This is a genomic window from Rhodovulum strictum, from assembly GCF_009649175.1.
GTDB classification, from domain to species: Bacteria; Pseudomonadota; Alphaproteobacteria; order Rhodobacterales; family Rhodobacteraceae; genus Rhodovulum; species Rhodovulum strictum.
On sequence record NZ_WJPO01000020.1, the window covers coordinates 1 to 20493 of the forward strand.

Below are 20493 nucleotides of genomic sequence, written 5' to 3' on the forward strand. Positions count from 1 at the left end.
GGACCCCCGCGAAGCAAACGCTTCGCAAGGCGCGGCAGGGGATATTGCAAACCTGCCGCGCCTGACTCTGCCCCCCACGAATTCCCCGTGAACATGACAGAACGGCCGCAAGGTTTCCGGGCAATGCGGGCTTGTCGCAGAACCGACATTCCCGACAGGACCGGCCCCCTGATATGCGCCTTGCGCGGCCATCCCCACGGAAACGCAGCCCCCGAAGGGCGCATTGCGCCGCTTGCCCGACTTGGCACGCTTTCTGCTTGACCCTTGGCAGCACAGCGGAGCACGCCCCATGTCCGACGCCCTCAAGTCCACCGTCCAGCAGGCATTCGACGAGCCCGCCTGCGCCACGAACCGCGCCAAATCCGCGGCCGAGCGCAAGAAGGGCTGTTCGAAACCGCTGACTCCGGGTGCGGCCGCAGGCGGATGCGCCTTTGACGGGGCCAAGATCACCCTGCAACCGATCGTCGATGTGGCCCATCTGGTGCATGCGCCGCTGGCCTGCGAGGGCAATGGCTGGGACAATCGCGGCTCGGCCTCGTCGGGGTCGATGCTCTACAAGACCGGGTTCACCACCGACATGTCGGAACTCGACATCGTCATGGGCAAGGGGGAGTCGAAGCTTTACGCCGCGATCCGCGAGATCGTCGAGAAGCACAGGCCGCCTGCGGTTTTCGTCTATGCGACCTGCGTGACCGCGATGATCGGCGACGACATCGAGGCGGTGTGCAAGGCCGCCACCGAAGCCTTTGGCACGCCTGCGATCCCGGTGAACGTGCCGGGCTATGCGGGGTCCAAGAACCTGGGCTGCAAGCTGGCGGGCGAGATGATGTTCCGCCATGTGATCGGCACGGTCGAGCCCGAGCGGACCACCGAATACGACATCAACCTGATCGGCGATTACAACCTGTCGGGCGAGTTGTGGCAGGTCAAGCCGCTCTTGGACCGGCTCGGCATCCGCATCCTGGGCTCGCTGGCGGCGGATGCGCGGTACAAGCAGGTGGCCGTGATGCACCGGGCGCGGGTCAGCATGCTGGTCTGTTCGCATGCCCTGATCGGGCTTGCGCGCAAGCTGGAGGAGACATACGGCATCCCGTTCTTCGAAGGCTCGTTCTACGGCATTTCCGACACGTCCGAAAGCTTGCGTACCATGTGCCGGATGCTGGTCGAGCGCGGTGCGGCGCCGGATCTGATAGACCGCTGCGAGGCGCTGATCGCCGAGGAGGAGGCCAGGGTCCGCGCCGACCTGGAACCCTATCGCGCGCGCGTCGCGGGCAAGCGGGTGCTGCTTTACACCGGCGGGCACAAGAGCTGGTCGGTGGTCTCGGCGCTTCAGGAACTGGGCGTCGAGGTGGTCGGGACCAGCGTGCGCAAGGCGACCGACAACGACAAGGCGCGCGTGGTCGAGATCATGGGTACCGATACCCACATGTTCGACAACATGTCCCCGCGCGAGATGTATGCCACGCTGCGCGCCTCGGGTGCCGATATCCTGATGTCGGGCGCGCGCAGCCAGTTCGTGGCGCTGAAGGCCCGGGTGCCCTGGATCGACGTGAACCAGGAAAAGCACGAACCCTATGCGGGTTACATGGGCATGCTGGATCTGGTGCGCGCCATCGGCCGGTCGGTGAATAACCCGATGTGGGCCGATGTCCGCAGTCCCGCGCCCTGGGACGAACCGCGCCCCTTTGCCGGTATCCGTCCCGCGCCGCGCGGCACATGCCCGGTCTCGGGCCTGACGAATGACCCCCGCGATTTCGAGGATTGCTGAGATGGCCCGCCTGATCCGCCCGCGTCGGGCCCTGTCGACCAACCCGCTGAAATCCAGCGCCCCGCTTGGCGCCGCCATGGCCTATCTGGGCATCGAGCGCGGCATCCCGCTGTTTCACGGCGCGCAGGGCTGCACTGCCTTTGCCATGGTCCACATGGTCCGCCATTTCCGCGAGGCGATCCCGCTTCAGACCACCGCCATGAACGAGATCACCACGATCCTGGGCGGGGGCGAGCAGATCGAGGAGGCGATTGCCAACCTCGTCAAGCGGGCGGATCCGAAATTCATCGGCATCGCCTCGACCGCGCTGACCGAGACGCGGGGCGAGGATGTCGCGGGCGAACTGGCCGAGATCATGGAACGGCGCAGCGATTTCGCGGGGCTCAGGGTCGTCCACGCCTCGACCCCCGATTTCGAGGGCGCGCTGGAGGATGGCTGGGCCAATGCGGTCACGGCCATCATCGACGCGCTGGTGCCCGAGATCGACCCGATGTTCTGCGACCGCGACATGCGGCAGGTCAATATCCTGCCTGCGGCCTATCTGACGCCCGCCGAGATCGAGGAAATCACCCGGATGATCCGCGCCTTCGGGCTGAACCCCATCGTGCTGCCGGACCTGTCGGCCTCGCTCGACGGGCATCTGGCCGAGGATTGGGCGGGCACATCGCTGGGCGGCACGCCGCTGGATGCGATCCCGGCCATGGCGCGCTCGGCCGTGACCTTCGCCATCGGCGAAAGCATGCGCGGCGCGGCCGAATTGCTGGCCGAGCGGGGCCACATGCCGGTTCAGGTCTTCCCCGCGCTGACCGGGCTCAAGGCGGTCGATGCCTTCGTCTCGGCGCTGATGGGGGTGGCGGGGGCAATGGATGCCCCGCCCGCGATCAGGCGCGACCGGGCGCGGGCGCAGGACGCGATGCTGGATTCGCATTTCTTCATCGGCGGGCTGAAATACGCCATCGCCGCCGATCCCGACCTTGCCTATGCGCTGTCTTCGGCGCTGGCGGGGATGGGGGCCGAGGCGGTCTGCACCGTGACCACCTCGACCGCCAACCCGATCCTTGCCCGGCTGCCCGGCGAAACCGCGATCCTGGGCGATCTGGGCGATCTGGAAGACGGCGCGCGGGCAGGGGGGGCGGCGCTGCTGATCGCGCATGCCCATGGCCGCCACGCCGCCGCCGCCACCGGTTTGCCGCTGATCCGTGCGGGTTTCCCGGTGAATGACCGGCTGGGCGTGCAGGATGTCTGCCGCGTCGGCTATCGCGGCACCCGCGCCTTCCTGTTCGAGGTGGCCAATGCCGTTCTCGCCCATCCCCACGCGCCGCGCCCCGAGGATTTCGGCGCCGCCCCCATCGAGAGGGAATTCGAACATGACCGCCCGCAGACTGCGCCTCATTGAGCCGGAGAAAGACATGACCCAGGAAAAGGCGCTGAAGATCGCCATTGCCACCAACGACATGGACCATCTGGACGCGCATTTCGGCTCGGCCCGGAAATTCGCGCTCTACGAGGTCACGTCCGAAACGGCCCGTCTGGTCGAGGTGCTGGAATTCGACAGCGCGACCGACCAGACCGGTCGCCACGACCCGCAGGACGACCGCATCACCCCCAAGGTCGAGGCGCTGACCGGCTGCGCGCTTCTGTTCGTGCTGGCCATCGGCGGGCCGTCCGCGGCCAAGGTGGTGCGCGCGGGCATCCACCCGATCAAGCGCAAGGATCCCGAGCCCATCGCCGATGTGATCGCCCAGGTCCAGACCATGCTCAAGGGCAGCCCACCGCCCTTCCTGCGCAAGGTGCTGGGCCGGCCCGCCCCCGATTTCGCATCCGATTACGCCGACGAGGTGACCGAATGAGTGCCGATCCCGACACGCTGCCGCGCGGCGGCGCGATGCCGACAAGCGAATTCCTGACCCAGCTGATCGCGGTCATCCGTGCCGAGGACAGCCATGGCAGCTGGGACGCCAAGCCCGATGCCGAACTGCTGGCCGATTACATCGTGACCAGGGAGGAACGCCGCGAGATCCCGATCATCGGCGACCCCGATCCCGACCTTCTGTGGCGGGTCGAACGCTTCTACGACGCGATCGCGCTGCTTCTGGAACGGCGCACCGGCGCGCAATCGGCACAGATGTCGAAAATCCATCACGAAGGTTTCGGGCGGATCGTGCTGATCTCGGGGCGGCTGGTGGTGCTGTCGAAACATGTCCGCGACCTGCACCGCTTCGGCTTCGAAAGCTTCGCCGCGCTCGCCGAGGCGGGCGACGCGATGACCGCCGATGCCGCCGCCACCCTTGCCCGCTTTCCCGACGCCGCCCGGGCCTGACCCGGCGCCCGACCCAAGCCATGCCCGAGCCAGGAGACATATCGAAATGAGCCTCGAAGACCTCGAAGCGCGCGTCAGGAAACTGTCGATGCGCGCCACGGACGCCAAGATGAACCTGCACGACCTTGCCGAGGAACTGCCCGTCGACTGGGAGAAGATCCCCACCGTCGCCGCCGAAACCCACGAGATCTTTCGCGACCTCAACGCCGCGCGCCAAGCGCTGAAGGCCGCGAAAAAAGCCGCAGAGGAGGCCTGAGCCATGCCCATCACCGGCCTGACCCGCGGCGGCACAAGCTATGTTCCCGAATTCCTGCTCGCCATCGACGCTGCGAAATGCATCGGCTGCGGGCGCTGCTACAAGGTCTGTGCCCGCGGCGTGCTGACGCTCAAGGGCATCACCGACGAGGATGAACTGGTCGATCTCGAGGACGAGGATGACGAGGACGAGATCGAGCGCAAGGTGATGGTAATCGCCGATGGCGACGACTGCATCGGCTGCGGCGCCTGTGCGCGCGTCTGCCCCTCGGGCTGCCAGAGCCACGGCCCGGTCGAGGCGCGCTGACCCCATCCCGCCGCAACGGACCGCTCTGCCCGCCCGATGGCGGGCGGAGGCGCATCCGTTCCGCGACGCCCCGATCGGCGCGCCATGGGTATTTTTACCAAGAAGAAGGGCAGGCCGGTTTCGGCTTCTTCTGGCCACAAATATCCCTGCCGGAGGCAGCGCGCCCGCGCAAGCGGGCGCGCCCGGGTTTTGTCGCAAACCCGCCAAACTGTCCCTGATGGGTGCGACAGGGCCGCCGGGGCATGCGTGAAATCAGGCATGTCCTGACTTGGCATGGTTCGTGCTTCTCTCTTGTCGAAGGACATCCGACCGACAGGAGACCCCCATGATCCAGATCACCGACGCCGCCCGGGACGCCATCGCCAACGCCATCGCGGGGGCCGGACAACCTGTTGCCGGGTTGCGCCTCATGGTGCAGTCCGGCGGTTGCGCAGGGCTGCAATATGCCATGGCGCTGGAACTGACGCGCGAGGCCGACGATGCCGTGGTCGAGGCCGGCGAGGTCACGGTGCTGATCGACCCGCAAAGCCAGGGCTATCTTCTGGGCACGACCATCGACTTCGTGTCCGGGATCGAGGGCTCGGGCTTCGTGTTCGACAACCCCAACGCCTCGGCCGGGTGCGGCTGCGGCAAGTCCTTCTGCTGAGGGAGGGGCGGATGCTGGACTATTCCTCCACCCTGACCGACCACTTCCTGAACCCGCGCAATCGCGGCACGCTGGATCAGGCGAATGCGCTTGGCGAGGCGGGTTCGGTACGCACGGGCGATGCGTTCCGCCTGATGCTGCGGATCGAGCGCGGCGCCATCGCGGCAGCCTGCTACCAGACCACCGGCGGCGGCCCCGAGGTGGCGGCGGGCTCGGCGCTGACCGAGGCGCTGATCGGCAAGACGCTTGCCGAGGCGCGCACGGTCACGGCCGATTACGTCGAGACCCTGCTGGGCGGTCTGCCCGACGAGGATCGCTCGGCCGCCCGCGTCGCCGCTGCGGCGCTGGCCGCGGCGCTGGCCGATCACGCCCAGCCCCCGGCTTTCCGTGCAGCCCAGGGCGTGCGCGTGCCCGGCCCGGTCGCGATCCAGCCGCTGCGCCCCAGCGCGCCCAGCGCCCCCGCAATCGCTCCCCAGGACGAAACCGCCGCGGTCGAGGCTGTGCTGGCCGAGATGCGCCCGCGTTTTCTGGCCGATGGCGGCGATGTCGAACTGGTCGACATTGCCGGTCCCCGTGTGCGCGTGGCGCTCAAGGGGGCCTGCGCGGGCTGCCAGATCGCCGGGCTGACGCTGGGCGGGTTGCAGCAGCGCATCGCCGATGTGCTGGGCCGCGCGGTGCTGGTGGTGCCCGCCCCGGCGCGCGGGGGGATCGGCCGATGACCCTTGCGCCCGGTCCGGACAGCTTTCGGCCAGAGCCCGCGCCGCTGATCTGCGACACCACGCTTCGCGATGGCGAACAGGCGGCGGGGGTTGCCTTTTCGGCGGCCGAAAAGGTCGAGATCGCCGCCGCGCTGGATGCCGCGGGCGTGGACGAGATCGAACTTGGCGTGCCCGCCATGGGCAGCCCCGAGATCGTCGCCATGCGCGAGGCGGGGGCGGTGTTGACCCGCGCCGTGGGCGTGGCCTGGTGCCGTCTGCGCGAGGGCGATCTGGAACTTGCCGCGCTGACCGGGCTTTCGCGGCTGCACCTGACGGTGCCCGCCTCGGACCGGCAGTTGCAGGGCAAGCTTGGCCGTTCGCGCGACTGGGCGCTGGCCGAGCTTGACCGGCTGGTGCGGCTGGCGCAGGGCGCGGGCTTTGCGGTTTCGGTCGGGGCCGAGGATGCCTCGCGCGCCGATCCCGGCTTTCTGATGCAGATCGCCGGGACCGCGGCGGCGGCAGGGGCGATCCGGCTGCGGCTTGCCGACACGCTGGGGCTGATGGATCCCTTCGCGGCGCATACGCTGGTGACGATCCTGGCCCAGGGGCCGCTGCCCATCGAGTTTCACGCCCATGACGATCTGGGGCTTGCCACGGCCAATACGCTGGCGGCGGCGCGCGGCGGGGCCAGCCATCTGTCGGTCACCGTCAACGGGCTGGGCGAGCGGGCGGGCAATGCCGCGCTGGAACAGGTCGTGGCCGCGCTGGCGGTGCAGGGTCGCCCGAGTGCCGTTGCGCTCGACCGGCTTTGCGGGTTGTGCGAGCTGGTGGCGCGCGCCGCGAAACGGCCGCTGCCGCCGAACCGCCCGATCGTGGGGGCGCATGTCTTCAGCCATGAATCCGGCATCCATGTCGACGGGCTGATGAAGGATCCCGCCACCTACGAGGCGCCCGATCTTGCCCCGGCCCGTTTCGGCCGCAACCGCAAGATCGTTCTGGGCAAGCATTCGGGGCTGTCCGCGCTGACCGGCGCGCTGGCTGCGGCGGGGCTGCCCTCGGACGAGGGGACTGCGCGGGCCGTGCTGCCCCTGTTGCGCGACTGGGCGACCGCCGAGAAGCGCGCGGCGACGCCTGCAGATCTTGTCGTACTCACCGCCCGCGCCCAGGCGCTTGCCTGTGTGACCGGCGCCCCGGAACAAACGGAAAGGAACCTGCCATGACCTGCAAACCCGCCCGCAGCGTGCTTGACGAGATGAACGCGCTGTCTTCTGCCGAGGATCTGTTCACCTTCCTGTTGCTGCCCTACGATCCCGCGGTTCTGGACCGGGCGCGGCTGCATGTCATGAAGCGGATGGGCGAGTATCTGGCCCGGATCGACATGGACGGGCTGGATGACGATGCCGTGTTCCTTGAGGCGCGCAAGGCCCTGAAGACGGCGCATGCCGATTTCGTCGCCTCGACCCCGCGCGCAGAGAAGACCCTGAAGGTCTATGCCCGCAAGCCCGCGAACATGGTCCAGATCAGCCCCGTCCAGTTCGCGCCGCAATGAGCGGTTGCGGGCCGCGCGTGCCGGCGGGGGCCGAGGCCCCGGGCATCGAGCCCGGAGCCTCGGGTCGGGACCGCCGGGGGCGGCCCTCCGGGCACTGTTGCCGGGGACGGGGCAGGGAGGCGGGTTCGGGCCGTCACGCAGGAAAAGCGTGCCGAGGGGGTGGTTCGTGCTAGGCTGATGCGATGGAGATGAATGTCGTCCAGCGCCAGACCCAGGGTCTGGCCATGACAGCCAGGATGCAGGCCGCGTTGCGTATCCTGCAAATGAGCCATCTCGACCTTGTCGCGCATCTGGCCGAGCAGGCGCTGGAGAATCCCTGTCTCGAGGTCAGCCTGCCGGAAGGATTGCCGCCCCTGCCATCCGGCACGGCCGCTGCGCGGCCCGATCCTGACTGGGATCCGGTCGCGGCGCTGGAGGGCGAGAAGCCCAGCCTTTATGCCCATGTCGGCCGCCAGATCGCGCTGGCCTTTCCGCAGCCTGCGGCGCAGCGCGTGGCGCTGGCCTTTGTCGAGACGCTGGAGCCGACGGGCTGGCTGGGCGCCTCGGTCGAGACGGTGGCGCGCGATGTGGGCGTTCCGGTGGCGGTGGCAGAGGCGGTGCTGGGACGGCTTCAGCAGCTTGAGCCCGCCGGGCTGTTCGCGCGCAATCTGGCCGAGTGCCTGAAATTGCAGGCCGCCGACAAGGGGCTTCTGACCTGGGAATTGTCGGTGATCCTGGACAATCTGGGGATGCTGGCCGAGGGGCGGATCGAGGAACTGGCCGATCTGTGCGATGGCACGCCTGCGGATGTGCGCGCGGCGCTGGTGTCGATCCGGGGGCTCGATCCCAAGCCGGGGCTGGCCTTTTCGATGCCCGAGCAACCCGTGCAGCCGCCCGATCTGCGGCTGGTCCGTGGCGAGGAGGGATGGCAGGTCGAGCTGAACCGGTCGATCCTGCCCACGCTGCGGGTGACCGCGGGGCCGGGGTCTGCGGGCGATGCGGCGGCGCGGGCCTGGCTGTCCTCGGCGCAGTCGCGGGCGCGCTGGCTGGTGCGCGCGGTCGAGCGGCGGCAGGCGACGCTGTTGCTGACCGCCGCCTTCCTGGTGCGTCACCAGGACGCCTTCATCGAGGCCGGTCCCGCGGCGCTGCGCCCGCTCTCGACCGAGGAGGCGGCGGCGGAACTGGGCCTGCATCCCTCGACGATCAGCCGCGCGGTGGCGCACCGGATGATCGAGACGCCGCGCGGCACGCTGCCGCTCAAGGCGTTCTTCAGCCGGGCCTTCACGCCGGGGTCGGGGGCGGACGGGCCGTCGCAGGATGCGCTGATCGCGCTGGTGGGGCGGATCGTGGCTGCCGAGGATGCCGCCAATCCGCTCAGCGATGCCGAGATAGTCCGCCGGGCCGAGGCCGAGGGCGCGCGTCTGGCCCGGCGCACGGTCGCCAAGTATCGCGACATGCTGGGGATCCCGTCCTCCTATGACCGCCGCAAGCGGATGCCGGAACCGGCCTGATTTCGCTCAGCCCGCCGCCGCGCGCGCGGTGAACTCGGTCGTGCCGGCCGCAAAGGCATCGGCCCGGGCCTGCAATGCGGCGTGATGGGGCGACTTGATGCAGGTCGGATCGGTCGCCGAGGCATTGCCCACCAGCGCCATCGCCTGACAGCGGCAGCCGCCGAAATCGATGGTCTTGCGCTCGCACGAGGCGCAGGGCTCGGGCATCCAGGCGGTGCCGCGATAGGCGTTGAAGGCGCTGCCCTCATACCAGATCTCGCGCAGCGGCCGGTCCTGCACCCGGTCGAAGACCAGCCCCGGAATGGTCTGCGCCGCGTGGCAGGGCAGCACCAGCCCGTCGGGGGCCACGTTGATGCCGGTCGAGCCCCAGCCGCCCATGCAGCGCTTGGGATAATCGTTGTGGTAATCGGCACGCACATAGTCGATCACCAGCACCCCCTTGAGCCGGGCGCGGGCCTCGGCCACGATGGCATCGGCCTCGCGCGCCTGCTCGCGCGTGGGCATCAGCGCATCGCGGTTCATCAGCGCCCAGCCGTGGAACTGCACGGTCGCGACCTCGATCCGGCGGGCACCCATCCCGACGGCCATTTCGATCGCGCGCGGCAGCTGGTGCAGGTTCTGGCGATGCAGCACCGCGTTCAGCGTCAGCGGAAAGCCGATCTCGCCGATCCAGCGTGCCACGTCCATCTTGCGCGCGAAACCGCCGCGATAGCCGCCGATCCGGTCGGCCATGTCGGCATCGGTGCCCTGAAGCGACAACTGGATATGGTCAAGCCCCGCCGCGTCCAGTTCCCTCAGTCGTTTCTCGGTCAGCCCGATCCCCGAGGTGATGAGATTGGTGTAAAGCCCCGCCTCGCGCGCGGCGATCACCAGATCGACCAGATCGCGCCGCGTGACCGGCTCGCCCCCCGACAGGTGCAGTTGCAGCACGCCCAGATCGGCGGCCTGCCGGAACAGATCGGCCCATTGCGCGGTGTCGAGTTCCGCCTCGCGCCGGGTCAACTCGACCGGGTTCGAGCAATAGGGGCAGGACAGCGGGCAGCGATGGGTCAGTTCCGCCAGCATCGCGATGGGCGGGTTGACGTTCATTTCCGGACCTCGATGAACCGGCGCTCGACCAGGGCACCCAGGAAGCCGCGGCTGTCGGCGGCGATCTGGTCCTCGGGCGCGGCGTATCTCGCGGCCAGTCCGGCCGTGATCTGGCCAAAGCTGCGGGCGCCGTCGATTTCCGACAGGATCGCGCGGCCGATCTCGTCCAGCGCCACGGTGCGTTCGGGCGCCAGCAGCACCCAGCGGTCGCGAACGCGGTCGAACTGCATGCGCACGCCGCGGGGGATCACGGGGATATCGTCCGCGCCGATCATGATGCCCGTGCCAGCGCCTGCCCCTCGCCCGGCAGCCAGGCGCCGGGCGGGATGCGGGCCGGTTCGACATAGGCCGAATGCAGCGCGTCAAGCTGCGCCCACAGCACATCGGTCTTGAAGATCAGCGCGTTGGCGGCGGCGTCCTGCTTTTCCTGGGTGTCGGCATGGTCCAGCACCCAGGCCAGGCCAAAGGCCACATCCTTGGGCGCCTCGGTCAGCCGTTTGCGGAAATAGGACATGCTGGCATCGTTGGCAAAATCGTAGTTCTTCAACAGCCCCTCGATCCGCTCGGCATGGATCTTCGGCGCGAAAAGCTCGGTCAGGGACGAGGCGACAGCTTCCAGCAGGGTCTTTTCGCGCACGAAACGGACATAGGCATCGACGGCGAATTTCGTGGCCGGAAGGATGCCGACCTCCGATGCGACATAGTCGGGGTCAAGCCCCACCGCCTCGGCCAGTCTCAGCCAGCGGACGATGCCGCCCTCGTTCTCGGCGGTGCCGTCGTGATCCTCGATCCGCGAGCGCCAGGCGCGGCGCAGTTTCGGATCCTCGACGCGCGACATGAAGGCGGCGTCCTTCATCGGAATGCGGGACTGGTAGTAATAGCGGTTGATGACCCAGGCCTGCACCTGATCCCGCGTGCAGCCGCCGCCATGCAGCAGCCGGTGGAACGGGTGCAGGTCGTGATACCGCTCGACGCCGATCCGGCGCAGCCGGGCTTCGAACTCTTGCCGTGTCTGGGTCATGAGGCGATCTCCATTCCGTCCTGTCCGATGATCCAGCCCGCTGCCTCGGCCTCGGCCCGTTCGGGGCTTGAGGGATTCAGCACCGGGTTGGTGTTGTTCATGTGCACGAAGACCTTCTTGCCGACCTTCAGCCCGGCAAAACCCGCGATGGACCCGTCTGGTCCGCTCATCGAGATATGGCCCATGCGCTTGCCGGTCTTGTCGCCCAGCCCGGCGCGCACCATCTCGTCGTCGTGCCAGAGCGTGCCGTCGAAAAAGACCAGCGGTGCCGCGTGCAGCCGCGCGCGCAGGTCGTCGTTCAGCATCGCGCAGCCGGGAATGTAGAAGGCCGAACCGCCGCCGCCGGTCAGATGCACGCCCACGGTCTGTTCGCCGACCAGATCGGTCTCGACCGTCTCGCCCTCAAGGTAAAGCGGCACCTTGCCGGGAACGGGAAACAGCTCTGCCCAGAGGCCGGGCGCCAGCCGGAAAGGCGCGCCCAGCCCAACCGTCCGGCGCGTCACCACCTTGTCGTTCAGCGCGGCAAATATCGGGTTCTGCGCCAGCACGTCATGGATGCCCGCCGTCGCGAACAGGGTGAAGGACTGCATCTCGCGCAGCGTCAACAGGCCCGCAACATGGTCGATATCGCCATTGGTCACCAGAACCGATGTCAGCGGCACCTCGCGCAGGCCGGTGGGGTGCAATGCTGCGCATTCCGTAAGCTGGTGGCGGATATCGGGCGAGGCGTTCAAGACCGCCCAGTCATTTCCGTTGCCCGTCACCGCCAGCGAGGATTGCGACTGCGCCGGGATCGCGCCCGCGCGCGCCAGGCGGCAATTTTCGCAGCCGCAATTCCATTGGGGCAGGCCGCCACCGGCAGCCGCCCCCAGGATATGCGCGCGGAATCCCATTGCGGCCTCCGCGCGCAGCCGATCAGAACAGGCCGCCCTGATCGTCGCCGCTGTCCGGGCCGTACATGTTGATTTCCATGCCGCACTCGATCTCGCGGAGGGTCGGTTTGGTCCAGGCCATTTTCGTTCTCCCTAAAAGTTCCCGAAGGATGCAGGAATGATCGGCAATGGTGGCCCCTGCGTCAAAAGAATTGTTCTAAGAAATTTTAAAAACTATGTGTTCCGAGGGGGTTAGTCATCGGGGCTCGCGGTTGCCTCCAGCACGAAGCCACGATTGCGCAGCGTGCGCAGTTCGAATCCGAAGGCGCGGGTGGGGGCCAGCTTGCGGCGCAGGTAGCCGATATAGACGTCCACCACATTCTCGGAACTGGTGCCCTCGCGCGCCCAGAGCCGGTCGAACAGGTCCGCGCGCGACAGCACCTCGCCGCGATGGGTCCAGAGCAGTTCGAACAGGGCGAATTCGCGCTCGGTCAGCGTGACGCTGGCCGCCTGGCCGTGGACGGTGCGGGTTGCGGGGTCCAGCCGCAGGGCAGGGGCCGGGTCGGGGCGGCGGGCGCGGCGTTCCTGTACCTTGAGCCGGGTCACCAGCTCGTCAAAGGCAAAGGGCTTGGCGATGTAGTCGTCCGCCCCCGCATCCAGCCCGGCGGCGCGGTCCTCGACCTCGGACAGCGCGCTCAGCATCAGGATCGGCGTGCGGATGCCCTCGGCGCGCAACTCGCGCACCAGGTCGATCCCGCTATCGGGGCCGATCATCACATCTACAATGGCCGCGCTGGGCTGTGCCGTGCGGAACTGTGCGCGGGCTTCGTCCAGGCGATGGGCGCAGATCGCGCGATAGCCATGCAGCGCCAGCCCCCGCGCCAGCGCCGAGGTGATCTGGGGGTCGTCGTCCACGATCAGGATGATATTGCCGGTTCCGGCCATGGTGTCGCGTCACTCCTCGATCAGGGGCAGGCGCAGTTCGGCCATCGTGCCGGGCGCCGTCCCCAGGCGCAGCGGCGCGGGCACGGGGCTGACCAGCGCAATCTCGCCGCCTATCTGGTCCACCAGCCATTTCGCCAGCGCAAGCCCGATGCCGAAACCCGCGGGGCGCGGCCCCTCGGCGCCGCGGTGAAACCGGGCAAAGACGCGGCCGATCTCGTCCGCGGGCACGCCGGGGCCGTTATCGGTGACGCGCAGGACGCCCGCGCCATCCTCGGCCATGACGGCGACCGACAGGCGCCCGCCCGCCGCGGCATGGCGCACCGCGTTCTGGGCAAGCCCGGCGATCAGCTGGCGCAGCCAGTCGGGATCGGCCAGCACAAGCAGGCCCGGTTCGGCCGTGACCTCGACCTTCATGCCTGCGGCGTCGATCTCGGTGCGGATGTCGGCGATGGCCTCGGCCGCGGCCCGGCCCGGATCGCAGGGCTCGCAGGCCAGTTCGATCCGGCCCGTCTCGGACCGGGCGACGCGCAGCATGTCGTCGATCCGCCGGTGCAGACGCTGGGCGCGGGCATGGATGGTTTCGAACCCTTCCCGCGCCTCGCCCGCGCCGCGCAGGCCCAGTTCGGATTCCAGCAGGATCACCGTCAGCGGCGTGCGCAATTCGTGGCCGATATCGGCAAAGAAGCGGCGCCGTTCCTCGTCGGTGCGGGCCAGTGCCTCGTTCGCCGCGCGCAATTCCTCGGTGCGCGCGGCGATCGTGTCGTTCAGCCGCGCCCATTCGGCCTCGACCTCGTCGCGGCGCTGCGCCAGCGCGCGGGCGGCGCGGTTCGTTTCGGCGAACAGCCGCCCGATCTCGTCGGCGCGGTTCTCGGGCAGCGCCACGTCGAACTCGCCGCGCCCGATCCGCTGCGCGGCCTGCCGGGCAAGGTCGAGCCGACCCATCTGCGGCCGCACGAGGCCCAGATAGAATGTCCCGAACATGCCCACCGCCAGCGCCGATATCCCCAGCGCCATCAGCGTCAGCCGCCGCCGCAACTCTCCGATGCCCGCGATGATCTGGTCGCGCATGCGCATCTCGTCGGTCACCGCGGAACCGAGCAGCGATTCCACCGTCTGCGACAGCCCCGCCAGATAGGCGCGCGCCTGGGCCTCGCCGGTATTTGCGGACAAAAGGCCGTCGCGGGTGGAGTTGAACAGCGCCTCCATCCGCGCGATGGCGATGCTTTGCGTGGCCCGGCGCGACTGTTCGTTGAGCCCGCGCAGCCGCGCCTCGGCGACCGCCGCGCCGAGATCCTGGCGCATCAGCGCAAAGGTCCGTTCCAGCCCGCGCGTCGCTGTTTCCATCCGCGCCGCGCGTTCGTCCGGCGACAGCCCGGCCTGCACCGCCTCGGCCGAGATCGAGACAAAGGCCGAAATCTGGGTGGACAGCACCGAATAGCGCGCGATCCGGCGCTCGGCGTTCAGCGACTCGGCGATCCGCTGCGAAACCTGGCCCATACCGTATAGGGTCAGCGCGCCCGACAGGATCGCGACCAGCCCGATCATTCCCGCCCCGATCGCAAGCCGCCCCTTGAACGAGGCAAAGGGCGCAAGAAGACGGTGCATCACACCGCCCCTGCGCCCCGCCGCAGGCGGTCCGGCGATGTCCGGTCGCTGGTCCAAATTCAGTCCTCCCGTCCCCGGGACCATCTTAAGCGGCAGATCGGGGCCGGGCAGCAAGACCAAAGATGCCATTGACAGCGATGCGGGGCGGGCGGGCCGACTGACGTGCGGGAACGGGTTTCCTTCGGCGCGGGGATCGGGTTCACTGGCGGCGCGGGAGAGGACTCAGATGACGCCAAAGGCGCGCCCCACGACCCATGATGCCGAAGACGACCCGCGCAACCGGGACATCCTGATCTACGTCAACGGCGCGCTTGTGCCGCGCGATCGGGCTGTCGTCTCGGTCTATGACTCGGGCTTTCTGCTGGGCGACGGCATGTGGGAGGGGATGCGGCTTTACAACGGCAGATGGGCGTTCTTCGACGAGCATATGGACCGGCTCTACGACAGTTGCCGCGCGGTCAGTCTGGATATCGGGATGACGCGCGGCGGGCTGCGCGCGGCGCTGGACATAACGGCGGCGGCGAACGGCATGACCGATGACGTGCATTGCCGGTTGATGGTGACGCGGGGGGTCAAGGTGCGGCCGTTCCAGCATCCGTCGCTGTCGCGCTCGGGGCCCAGCATCGTGATCATCATGGAGCATTCGAAACCCGCCGACGCGCTGGGCGCGCGCGGCGTGCGGCTGGCCACAGTGCCACAAGTGCGCGGCCTGCCGATGAGCCAGGATCCGAAACTCAACAGCCATTCCAAGCTGAATTGCGTGATCGCCTGCCTTCAGGCGGAACAGGCGGGCGCGGACGAGGCGTTGATGCTTGACCCGCATGGCTTCGTGAACACCACGAACGCCTGCAACTTCTTCATCGTGCGTCGGGGCGAGGTCTGGACCTCGACGGGTGACTATTGCATGAACGGCGTCACCCGCGCCAAGGTGATCGAGATCTGTCGGCGCGAGGTGATCGCGGTGTTCCAGAAGAACTTTTCGCTGGTCGATGCCTATGCCGCCGACGAAGCGTTCCTGACCGGCACCTTCGGCGCGCAGACGCCGGTATCGCATATCGACGGCAAGCCCATCGGCACGCAGGGCGGGCGCGGTCCCGTGACCGAGCGGATCGCGCAGGCCTATCGCGACCTCGTGCGGGAAAATACCCGATGAGGCCGACCCGTCCCCATTCCGGGTTCCCCGCGCCGGAACCCATGACCCGGGCGGCCGCCCGGGGCCAGTCACAAGGCGCGACCGGGGCCGAGAGCGGCCACGAACAGGCAAACCCGTCACGATCCGAAGGGAGATCAAGATGACATTCAGAACCCTGATGGCCACGGCCGGCATTCTGGCGCTGATCGGCGCCGGGGCGTCCGCCCAGACGCTGGTCTATTGCTCCGAGGGCTCGCCCGAAGGTTTCGACCCGGCGCTTTACACCTCGGGCACGACCTTCGATGCCTCTTCGCACCCGGTCTATAACCGGCTTGTGGAATTCGAGACGGGCACCACCAATGTCGTGCCCGGCCTTGCCGAAAGCTACGAGGCGTCCGAGGACGGGCTGGAATACACGTTCCACCTGCGCCAGGGGGTCCGGTTCCATTCCGTCGACGGCTTCACGCCGACCCGCGATTTCAATGCGGATGACGTGATCTTCAGCTTTGAACGCCAGCGGCTGGCCGATCATCCCATGCACAATGCCTCGGGCGGGACGTGGGAATATTTCGACGGCATGTCGATGGCCGATCTGATCGCCTCGATCGAGAAGGTCGACGACTACACGGTGAAATTCGTCCTCAACCGGCCCGAAGCGCCCTTCATCGCCAACCTTGCGATGGATTTCGCCTCGATCCTGTCGGCCGAATATGCCGATGCGATGCTGGCCGCGGGCACGCCCGAGATGCTGAACCAGAAGCCCGTGGGCACCGGCCCGTTCCGCTTTGTCGCCTATCAGAAGGATGCGGTGATCCGCTATCAGCGCAATGCCGATTACTGGGACGCGGGCAAGCCCAAGGTCGAGAACCTGGTCTTTGCCATCACCCCCGATGCATCGGTGCGCTACCAGAAGCTGAAGGCGGGCGAATGCCATGTCATGCCCTTCCCGAACCCCGCCGACATCCAGGCGATGAAGGACGATCCGGGCATCAACGTGCTGGAACAGGAAGGGCTGAACGTGGGCTATCTGGCCTACAACACCACCATGGCGCCGTTCGACAATGCCCGGGTGCGCAAGGCGCTGAACATGGCGATCGACAAGCAGGTGATCATCGACGTGGTGTTCCAGGGCTCGGGCGAGATCGCCAAGAACCCGATCCCGCCAACCATGTGGTCCTATAACGACGCCGTCGAGGACGATCCCTATGATCCCGAGGCCGCGAAGGCGATGCTGGAGGAGGAAGGCGTCAGCGGCCTGAACATGAAGGTCTGGGCGATGCCGGTGCAGCGGCCCTACAACCCGAATGCGCGCCGCATGGCCGAACTGATCCAGGAGGATTTTGCCAAGATCGGCGTGGGCGTCGAGATCGTGACCTATGAATGGGGCGAGTATCTCAGCCGGTCGCGCGAACTGGACCGCGACGGCGCGCTGCTTCTGGGCTGGACCGGGGACAATGGCGATCCGGACAACTTCCTGGCGGTGCTTCTGGGCTGCGGCGGGCGGGGCAGTTCGAACCGCGCGCAATGGTGCTACGAACCGTTCGAGGATCTGATCCAGATGGCCAAGGTCACGACCGATGTGGCCGAGCGCACCGCGCTTTACGAAGAGGCGCAGGTGGTCTTCAAGGACCAGGCGCCCTGGGCGACCATCGCGCATTCGGTCGTGTTCATGCCGGTGCGCCCCGAGGTCGAGGGCTACAAGGTGCATCCGCTGGGCGGGCATATCTTCACCGAGGTTGGGCTTTCGCAGTAAGGCACTGAAAGAACCGGGGCGGGGCCTGTCAGCGGGCCCCGCCCCCTGCACGGGGGCGCGCGGACATGGCGGGATTGTCGGACTATGCGGGGCTTGCGGCCCGGCTGGGGGTGGATGCGGTCGCCATCGTGCCGGGGCCGAATTTCGCCCGGATGACGGGGCATGATTTCCACACCAACGAACGGCCGCTGGTGATCGTGATCCCCGCCGACGGGCCGCCCGCCGCGGTGGTGCCGAACCTTGAACTGGCGTCCTTCGATCTGCTGGATTTTTCCGGCGCGGTCTTTGACTGGCGCGATCAGGACGGCTATCAGCCCGCCTTCGCGGCGCTGGCGCGCCATCTGCCGGTTGCCAGCCTTGCGGTCGAGGGGCAGGTGATGCGCGTCTTCGTCCAGCTTGCGCTGGCGGCCGCATGGCCGGGGCTGCGCATCGTGGATGCCGAGCGCGAGATCTCGGGGCTGCGCATCCGCAAGACCGCCGCCGAGATCGCCGCGCTGGAGCGTGCCATCGCGATTTCCGAACGCGCGCTGGCCGATCTGCTGGACAATCTGCGCGCGGGGCAGACCGAGAAACAGGTGGAAAGCCTGCTGGTGCAGGCGCTGTTCGCCCAAGGGGCCGAGGACATGGCCTTTGCCCCGATCGTGGCCGCGGCCGACAATTCCGCAAGACCCCATGCCAGCGCCCGGCCCGATTACGCGATCCGGCCGGGGGATGCCCTGCTTCTGGATTTCGGCGCGCGCTGGGGCGGGTTCTGTGCCGACATCACGCGTACTGTCTTTGTCGGGCATGCAACCGACGAGGCGGAACAGGTCTATGACACGGTGCTGCGCGCCAATCAGGCGGGCCATGCGGCCACCCGCCCCGGCGCGAGCGCGCATGAGGTGGACGACGCGGTGATCTCGGTGCTCGAAGCCTCGCCCTTTGCCGACCGCATCCGCACCAAGACCGGCCATGGGCTGGGGCGCGAGGTGCATGAGGCGCCCTATATCATGCGCGGCAACCATCAGGTTCTGGAACCCGGCATGGTCTTTACCAACGAGCCGGGGCTTTACCGGATCGGCGGCTTCGGCGTGCGGATCGAGGACGACATTCTTGTGACGGATACCGGCTGCCGGTCATTGACAGCCTTCCCCCGCGAACTGATCGTGGTCGGGCCATGATCCGATATCTGCTTGCCCGGCTTCTGACCTTCGTGCCGACCTTTCTGGGCGTGACGCTGATCTCGTTCGCCTTCATCCGCGTGCTGCCGGGCGATCCGATCATCGTTATGGCGGGCGAGCGCGGGCTGACCGAGGAACGATATGCCGAACTTGTCACCCAGTTCGGCTTCGACAAGCCGCTGCCGGTGCAGTTCTGGACCTATCTGACGGGGGTGTTGCAGGGCGATCTGGGCGTGTCCTATGTCACCAAGCGCCCGGTCTGGGACGAGTTCTTTGCGCTGTTCCCGGCCACGCTGGAACTGTCGCTCTGCGCCATCCTCTTTGCCATTGCCATCGGCCTGCCCGCAGGGGTGATCGCCGCGGTCAATCGCGGCAAGCTGTTCGACAGGGCGCTGATGTCCACGGCACTTGTGGGCTATTCGATGCCGATCTTCTGGTGGGCGCTGCTGCTCATCATCGTCTTTTCAGGAAATCTGGGCTGGACGCCGGTTTCGGGGCGGATGGGGCTGCTGTACTTCTTCGAGCCGGTGACAGGCTTCATGCTGATCGACTCGGTGCTGTCGGGGCAGTCGGGGGCCTTCGGCTCGGCGGTGCGGCATCTGATCCTGCCGACCATCGTGCTGGGCACGATCCCGCTGGCGGTGATCGCGCGCCAGACCCGGTCAGCCATGCTTGAGGTGCTGTCCGAGGACTATATCCGCACCGCCCGCGCCAAGGGCCTGTCGCCGCTGCGGGTGAATGGGCTGCATGCGCTGCGCAACGCCATGATCCCGGTCGTCACTGTGATCGGGCTGTCGGTGGGCACGCTGCTGGCCGGCGCGATCCTGACCGAGACGATCTTTTCCTGGCCCGGCATCGGCAAGTGGATGGTCGATTCGATCTTCCGGCGCGATTACCCGGTGGTGCAGGGGGGGCTGTTGCTGATCGCGTCGATGGTGATGGTGGTGAATCTGACGGTCGATATACTGTACGGGTTCATCAACCCCAAGATCCGGGCGCGCAAATGAGCGTGGCGCTGCGGCAGGGGCCGCTGGGTGAGTTCTGGTACTATTTCCGCGAGAACCGCGGCGCGGTGATCGGGCTGTGGGTCTTTGCGGCCTTTGCCTTCGTGGCGCTGTTCGCGCCGCTGCTGGCCCCCTATGACCCGACCCAGCAATTCCGCCAGAGCGTCCTTCTGCCGCCTGCCTGGATCGCGGGGGGCGACTGGGCCTTTCCGCTGGGCACCGATCCCCTGGGCCGGGACATGCTTTCGCGGCTTATCCATGGGGCGCGCTATTCCTTCTTCGTCGGCATCGTGGTCGTGGTGGTCGCGGCCTCGGGCGGGATCCTTCTGGGGCTGATCGCGGGCTTTGCGCCGAAATGGCTGGATAGTCTCATCATGCGGCTGATGGACGTGATCCTGGCCTTCCCCTCGCTCTTGCTGGCGCTGGTGCTGGTGGCGATCCTGGGGCCGTCGCTGACGAACGCGATGATTGCCATCGCGCTGGTTCTGCAACCCCATTACGTCCGGCTTACCCGCGCCTCGGTGCTGTCGGAACGCACCCGCGATTACGTCGTCTCGGCGCGGGTGGCGGGGGCAAGGCTGCCGCGGCTTATGTTCGTCACCGTCCTGCCCAATTGCCTTGCGCCGATCATCGTGCAGGCGGCGCTGTCCTTTTCCACCGCGATCCTCGATGCTGCGGCGCTGGGCTTTCTGGGCATGGGCGCGCAACCCCCCACGCCCGAATGGGGCACGATGCTGGCCGAGGCGCGCGAGTTCATCCTGCGCGCCTGGTGGGTCGTGACCTTCCCCGGCGTTGCGATCCTGGTCACTGTGCTGGCGATCAACCTGATGGGCGACGGGCTGCGCGATGCGCTTGACCCCAAGCTGAAGCGGAGCTGAG

General features: G+C 67.8%; 23 protein-coding genes. 16 read left to right on the forward strand and 7 right to left on the reverse strand.

What is annotated here, in order from left to right:
* The first annotated feature begins 289 nt into the window (after nt 1-289).
* The 11 genes from nifE (at nt 290) to rpoN (ending at nt 9033) form a co-directional block, all read left to right on the forward strand.
* Nucleotides 290-1768, forward strand: a complete 1479-nt coding sequence (gene nifE / locus GH815_RS12415; RefSeq protein WP_153749099.1) for a nitrogenase iron-molybdenum cofactor biosynthesis protein NifE — start codon at nt 290-292, stop codon at nt 1766-1768.
* Nucleotide 1769: 1 nt separating this feature from the next.
* On the forward strand, nt 1770-3164 hold the full coding sequence (gene nifN / locus GH815_RS12420; RefSeq protein ID WP_153749100.1) for a nitrogenase iron-molybdenum cofactor biosynthesis protein NifN: 1395 nt from the start codon (nt 1770-1772) through the stop codon (nt 3162-3164).
* Between the two features lie 13 nt (nt 3165-3177).
* The gene (nifX, locus tag GH815_RS12425; protein ID WP_246176416.1) at nt 3178-3618 is read left to right on the forward strand and encodes a nitrogen fixation protein NifX; all 441 of its coding nucleotides are present in this window, start codon (nt 3178-3180) and stop codon (nt 3616-3618) included.
* Nucleotides 3615-4088 carry a NifX-associated nitrogen fixation protein gene (locus GH815_RS12430; RefSeq protein ID WP_153749102.1) on the forward strand — a complete coding sequence of 158 codons (474 nt, stop codon included), beginning with the start codon at nt 3615-3617 and terminating at the stop codon, nt 4086-4088. Before nifX ends, GH815_RS12430 begins: the two co-directional genes overlap by 4 nt.
* Nucleotides 4089-4134: 46 nt before the next feature.
* Complete coding sequence (locus tag GH815_RS12435) at nt 4135-4344, forward strand: CCE_0567 family metalloprotein (protein ID WP_153749103.1); 210 nt, start codon at nt 4135-4137, stop codon at nt 4342-4344.
* Between the two features lie 3 nt (nt 4345-4347).
* Nucleotides 4348-4650, forward strand: a complete 303-nt coding sequence (fdxB, locus tag GH815_RS12440; protein ID WP_153749104.1) for a ferredoxin III, nif-specific — start codon at nt 4348-4350, stop codon at nt 4648-4650.
* A 325-nt stretch (nt 4651-4975) separates the two neighbouring features.
* The gene (locus GH815_RS12445; protein ID WP_153749105.1) at nt 4976-5296 is read left to right on the forward strand and encodes a HesB/IscA family protein; all 321 of its coding nucleotides are present in this window, start codon (nt 4976-4978) and stop codon (nt 5294-5296) included.
* Nucleotides 5297-5307: 11 nt separating this feature from the next.
* Entirely contained in the window at nt 5308-6015 is a 708-nt protein-coding gene (locus GH815_RS12450; protein WP_153749106.1) for an iron-sulfur cluster assembly scaffold protein, read from the forward strand.
* Nucleotides 6012-7214 carry a homocitrate synthase gene (nifV, locus tag GH815_RS12455; RefSeq protein ID WP_153749107.1) on the forward strand — a complete coding sequence of 401 codons (1203 nt, stop codon included), beginning with the start codon at nt 6012-6014 and terminating at the stop codon, nt 7212-7214. The genes GH815_RS12450 and nifV overlap by 4 nt, the downstream gene beginning before the upstream one ends.
* Nucleotides 7211-7543: a nitrogenase-stabilizing/protective protein NifW gene (gene nifW, locus GH815_RS12460; protein WP_211365079.1), complete on the forward strand. Its 333-nt coding sequence runs from the start codon at nt 7211-7213 to the stop codon at nt 7541-7543. Before nifV ends, nifW begins: the two co-directional genes overlap by 4 nt.
* A gap of 182 nt (nt 7544-7725) precedes the next feature.
* Entirely contained in the window at nt 7726-9033 is a 1308-nt protein-coding gene (rpoN, locus tag GH815_RS12465) for an RNA polymerase factor sigma-54 (RefSeq protein ID WP_153749108.1), read from the forward strand.
* A gap of 6 nt (nt 9034-9039) precedes the next feature.
* On the opposite strand, the gene pqqE is transcribed toward rpoN, so the two are convergent.
* From pqqE to GH815_RS12500, 7 genes are all read right to left on the reverse strand, one after another.
* Nucleotides 9040-10122 (reverse strand): pyrroloquinoline quinone biosynthesis protein PqqE, encoded by a 1083-nt coding sequence (gene pqqE, locus GH815_RS12470; protein WP_153749109.1) that lies wholly within the window; start codon nt 10120-10122, stop codon nt 9040-9042.
* On the reverse strand, nt 10119-10397 hold the full coding sequence (gene pqqD, locus GH815_RS12475) for a pyrroloquinoline quinone biosynthesis peptide chaperone PqqD (protein ID WP_153749110.1): 279 nt from the start codon (nt 10395-10397) through the stop codon (nt 10119-10121). The genes pqqE and pqqD overlap by 4 nt, the downstream gene beginning before the upstream one ends.
* Complete coding sequence (gene pqqC, locus GH815_RS12480; RefSeq protein WP_153749111.1) at nt 10394-11143, reverse strand: pyrroloquinoline-quinone synthase PqqC; 750 nt, start codon at nt 11141-11143, stop codon at nt 10394-10396. Before pqqC ends, pqqD begins: the two co-directional genes overlap by 4 nt.
* Entirely contained in the window at nt 11140-12036 is an 897-nt protein-coding gene (gene pqqB, locus GH815_RS12485) for a pyrroloquinoline quinone biosynthesis protein PqqB (RefSeq protein ID WP_153749112.1), read from the reverse strand. The genes pqqC and pqqB overlap by 4 nt, the downstream gene beginning before the upstream one ends.
* A gap of 22 nt (nt 12037-12058) precedes the next feature.
* Nucleotides 12059-12157 (reverse strand): pyrroloquinoline quinone precursor peptide PqqA, encoded by a 99-nt coding sequence (gene pqqA / locus GH815_RS12490; protein ID WP_132694328.1) that lies wholly within the window; start codon nt 12155-12157, stop codon nt 12059-12061.
* Nucleotides 12158-12267: 110 nt separating this feature from the next.
* Nucleotides 12268-12960, reverse strand: coding sequence for a response regulator transcription factor (locus GH815_RS12495; protein WP_153749113.1), 693 nt, complete (start codon nt 12958-12960; stop codon nt 12268-12270).
* Nucleotides 12961-12969: 9 nt separating this feature from the next.
* Nucleotides 12970-14565, reverse strand: a complete 1596-nt coding sequence (locus GH815_RS12500; protein ID WP_153749114.1) for a sensor histidine kinase — start codon at nt 14563-14565, stop codon at nt 12970-12972.
* Between the two features lie 226 nt (nt 14566-14791).
* Between GH815_RS12500 and GH815_RS12505 the strand changes: the two genes are divergently transcribed.
* The 5 genes from GH815_RS12505 (at nt 14792) to GH815_RS12525 (ending at nt 20492) form a co-directional block, all read left to right on the forward strand.
* Nucleotides 14792-15718: an aminotransferase class IV gene (locus GH815_RS12505; RefSeq protein ID WP_153749115.1), complete on the forward strand. Its 927-nt coding sequence runs from the start codon at nt 14792-14794 to the stop codon at nt 15716-15718.
* Nucleotides 15719-15857: 139 nt separating this feature from the next.
* Nucleotides 15858-17450, forward strand: a complete 1593-nt coding sequence (locus tag GH815_RS12510; RefSeq protein WP_153749116.1) for an ABC transporter substrate-binding protein — start codon at nt 15858-15860, stop codon at nt 17448-17450.
* A 65-nt stretch (nt 17451-17515) separates the two neighbouring features.
* Entirely contained in the window at nt 17516-18610 is a 1095-nt protein-coding gene (locus tag GH815_RS12515) for a M24 family metallopeptidase (RefSeq protein ID WP_153749117.1), read from the forward strand.
* Nucleotides 18607-19617 (forward strand): ABC transporter permease subunit, encoded by a 1011-nt coding sequence (locus tag GH815_RS12520; protein ID WP_153749118.1) that lies wholly within the window; start codon nt 18607-18609, stop codon nt 19615-19617. Before GH815_RS12515 ends, GH815_RS12520 begins: the two co-directional genes overlap by 4 nt.
* Nucleotides 19614-20492: an ABC transporter permease subunit gene (locus tag GH815_RS12525; RefSeq protein ID WP_153749119.1), complete on the forward strand. Its 879-nt coding sequence runs from the start codon at nt 19614-19616 to the stop codon at nt 20490-20492. Before GH815_RS12520 ends, GH815_RS12525 begins: the two co-directional genes overlap by 4 nt.
* Nucleotide 20493 lies beyond the last annotated feature (1 nt).

Coding starts and splice junctions, on each gene's coding strand:
- nifE (WP_153749099.1), top strand. CDS start 290: ATGTCCGACGCCCTCAAGTCCACCGTCCAGCAGGCATTCGACGAGCCC.
- nifN (WP_153749100.1), top strand. CDS start 1,770: ATGGCCCGCCTGATCCGCCCGCGTCGGGCCCTGTCGACCAACCCGCTG.
- nifX (WP_246176416.1), top strand. CDS start 3,178: ATGACCCAGGAAAAGGCGCTGAAGATCGCCATTGCCACCAACGACATG.
- GH815_RS12430 (WP_153749102.1), top strand. CDS start 3,615: ATGAGTGCCGATCCCGACACGCTGCCGCGCGGCGGCGCGATGCCGACA.
- GH815_RS12435 (WP_153749103.1), top strand. CDS start 4,135: ATGAGCCTCGAAGACCTCGAAGCGCGCGTCAGGAAACTGTCGATGCGC.
- fdxB (WP_153749104.1), top strand. CDS start 4,348: ATGCCCATCACCGGCCTGACCCGCGGCGGCACAAGCTATGTTCCCGAA.
- GH815_RS12445 (WP_153749105.1), top strand. CDS start 4,976: ATGATCCAGATCACCGACGCCGCCCGGGACGCCATCGCCAACGCCATC.
- GH815_RS12450 (WP_153749106.1), top strand. CDS start 5,308: ATGCTGGACTATTCCTCCACCCTGACCGACCACTTCCTGAACCCGCGC.
- nifV (WP_153749107.1), top strand. CDS start 6,012: ATGACCCTTGCGCCCGGTCCGGACAGCTTTCGGCCAGAGCCCGCGCCG.
- nifW (WP_211365079.1), top strand. CDS start 7,211: ATGACCTGCAAACCCGCCCGCAGCGTGCTTGACGAGATGAACGCGCTG.
- rpoN (WP_153749108.1), top strand. CDS start 7,726: ATGGAGATGAATGTCGTCCAGCGCCAGACCCAGGGTCTGGCCATGACA.
- pqqE (WP_153749109.1), bottom strand. CDS start 10,122: ATGAACGTCAACCCGCCCATCGCGATGCTGGCGGAACTGACCCATCGC.
- pqqD (WP_153749110.1), bottom strand. CDS start 10,397: ATGATCGGCGCGGACGATATCCCCGTGATCCCCCGCGGCGTGCGCATG.
- pqqC (WP_153749111.1), bottom strand. CDS start 11,143: ATGACCCAGACACGGCAAGAGTTCGAAGCCCGGCTGCGCCGGATCGGC.
- pqqB (WP_153749112.1), bottom strand. CDS start 12,036: ATGGGATTCCGCGCGCATATCCTGGGGGCGGCTGCCGGTGGCGGCCTG.
- pqqA (WP_132694328.1), bottom strand. CDS start 12,157: ATGGCCTGGACCAAACCGACCCTCCGCGAGATCGAGTGCGGCATGGAA.
- GH815_RS12495 (WP_153749113.1), bottom strand. CDS start 12,960: ATGGCCGGAACCGGCAATATCATCCTGATCGTGGACGACGACCCCCAG.
- GH815_RS12500 (WP_153749114.1), bottom strand. CDS start 14,565: ATGCACCGTCTTCTTGCGCCCTTTGCCTCGTTCAAGGGGCGGCTTGCG.
- GH815_RS12505 (WP_153749115.1), top strand. CDS start 14,792: ATGACGCCAAAGGCGCGCCCCACGACCCATGATGCCGAAGACGACCCG.
- GH815_RS12510 (WP_153749116.1), top strand. CDS start 15,858: ATGACATTCAGAACCCTGATGGCCACGGCCGGCATTCTGGCGCTGATC.
- GH815_RS12515 (WP_153749117.1), top strand. CDS start 17,516: ATGGCGGGATTGTCGGACTATGCGGGGCTTGCGGCCCGGCTGGGGGTG.
- GH815_RS12520 (WP_153749118.1), top strand. CDS start 18,607: ATGATCCGATATCTGCTTGCCCGGCTTCTGACCTTCGTGCCGACCTTT.
- GH815_RS12525 (WP_153749119.1), top strand. CDS start 19,614: ATGAGCGTGGCGCTGCGGCAGGGGCCGCTGGGTGAGTTCTGGTACTAT.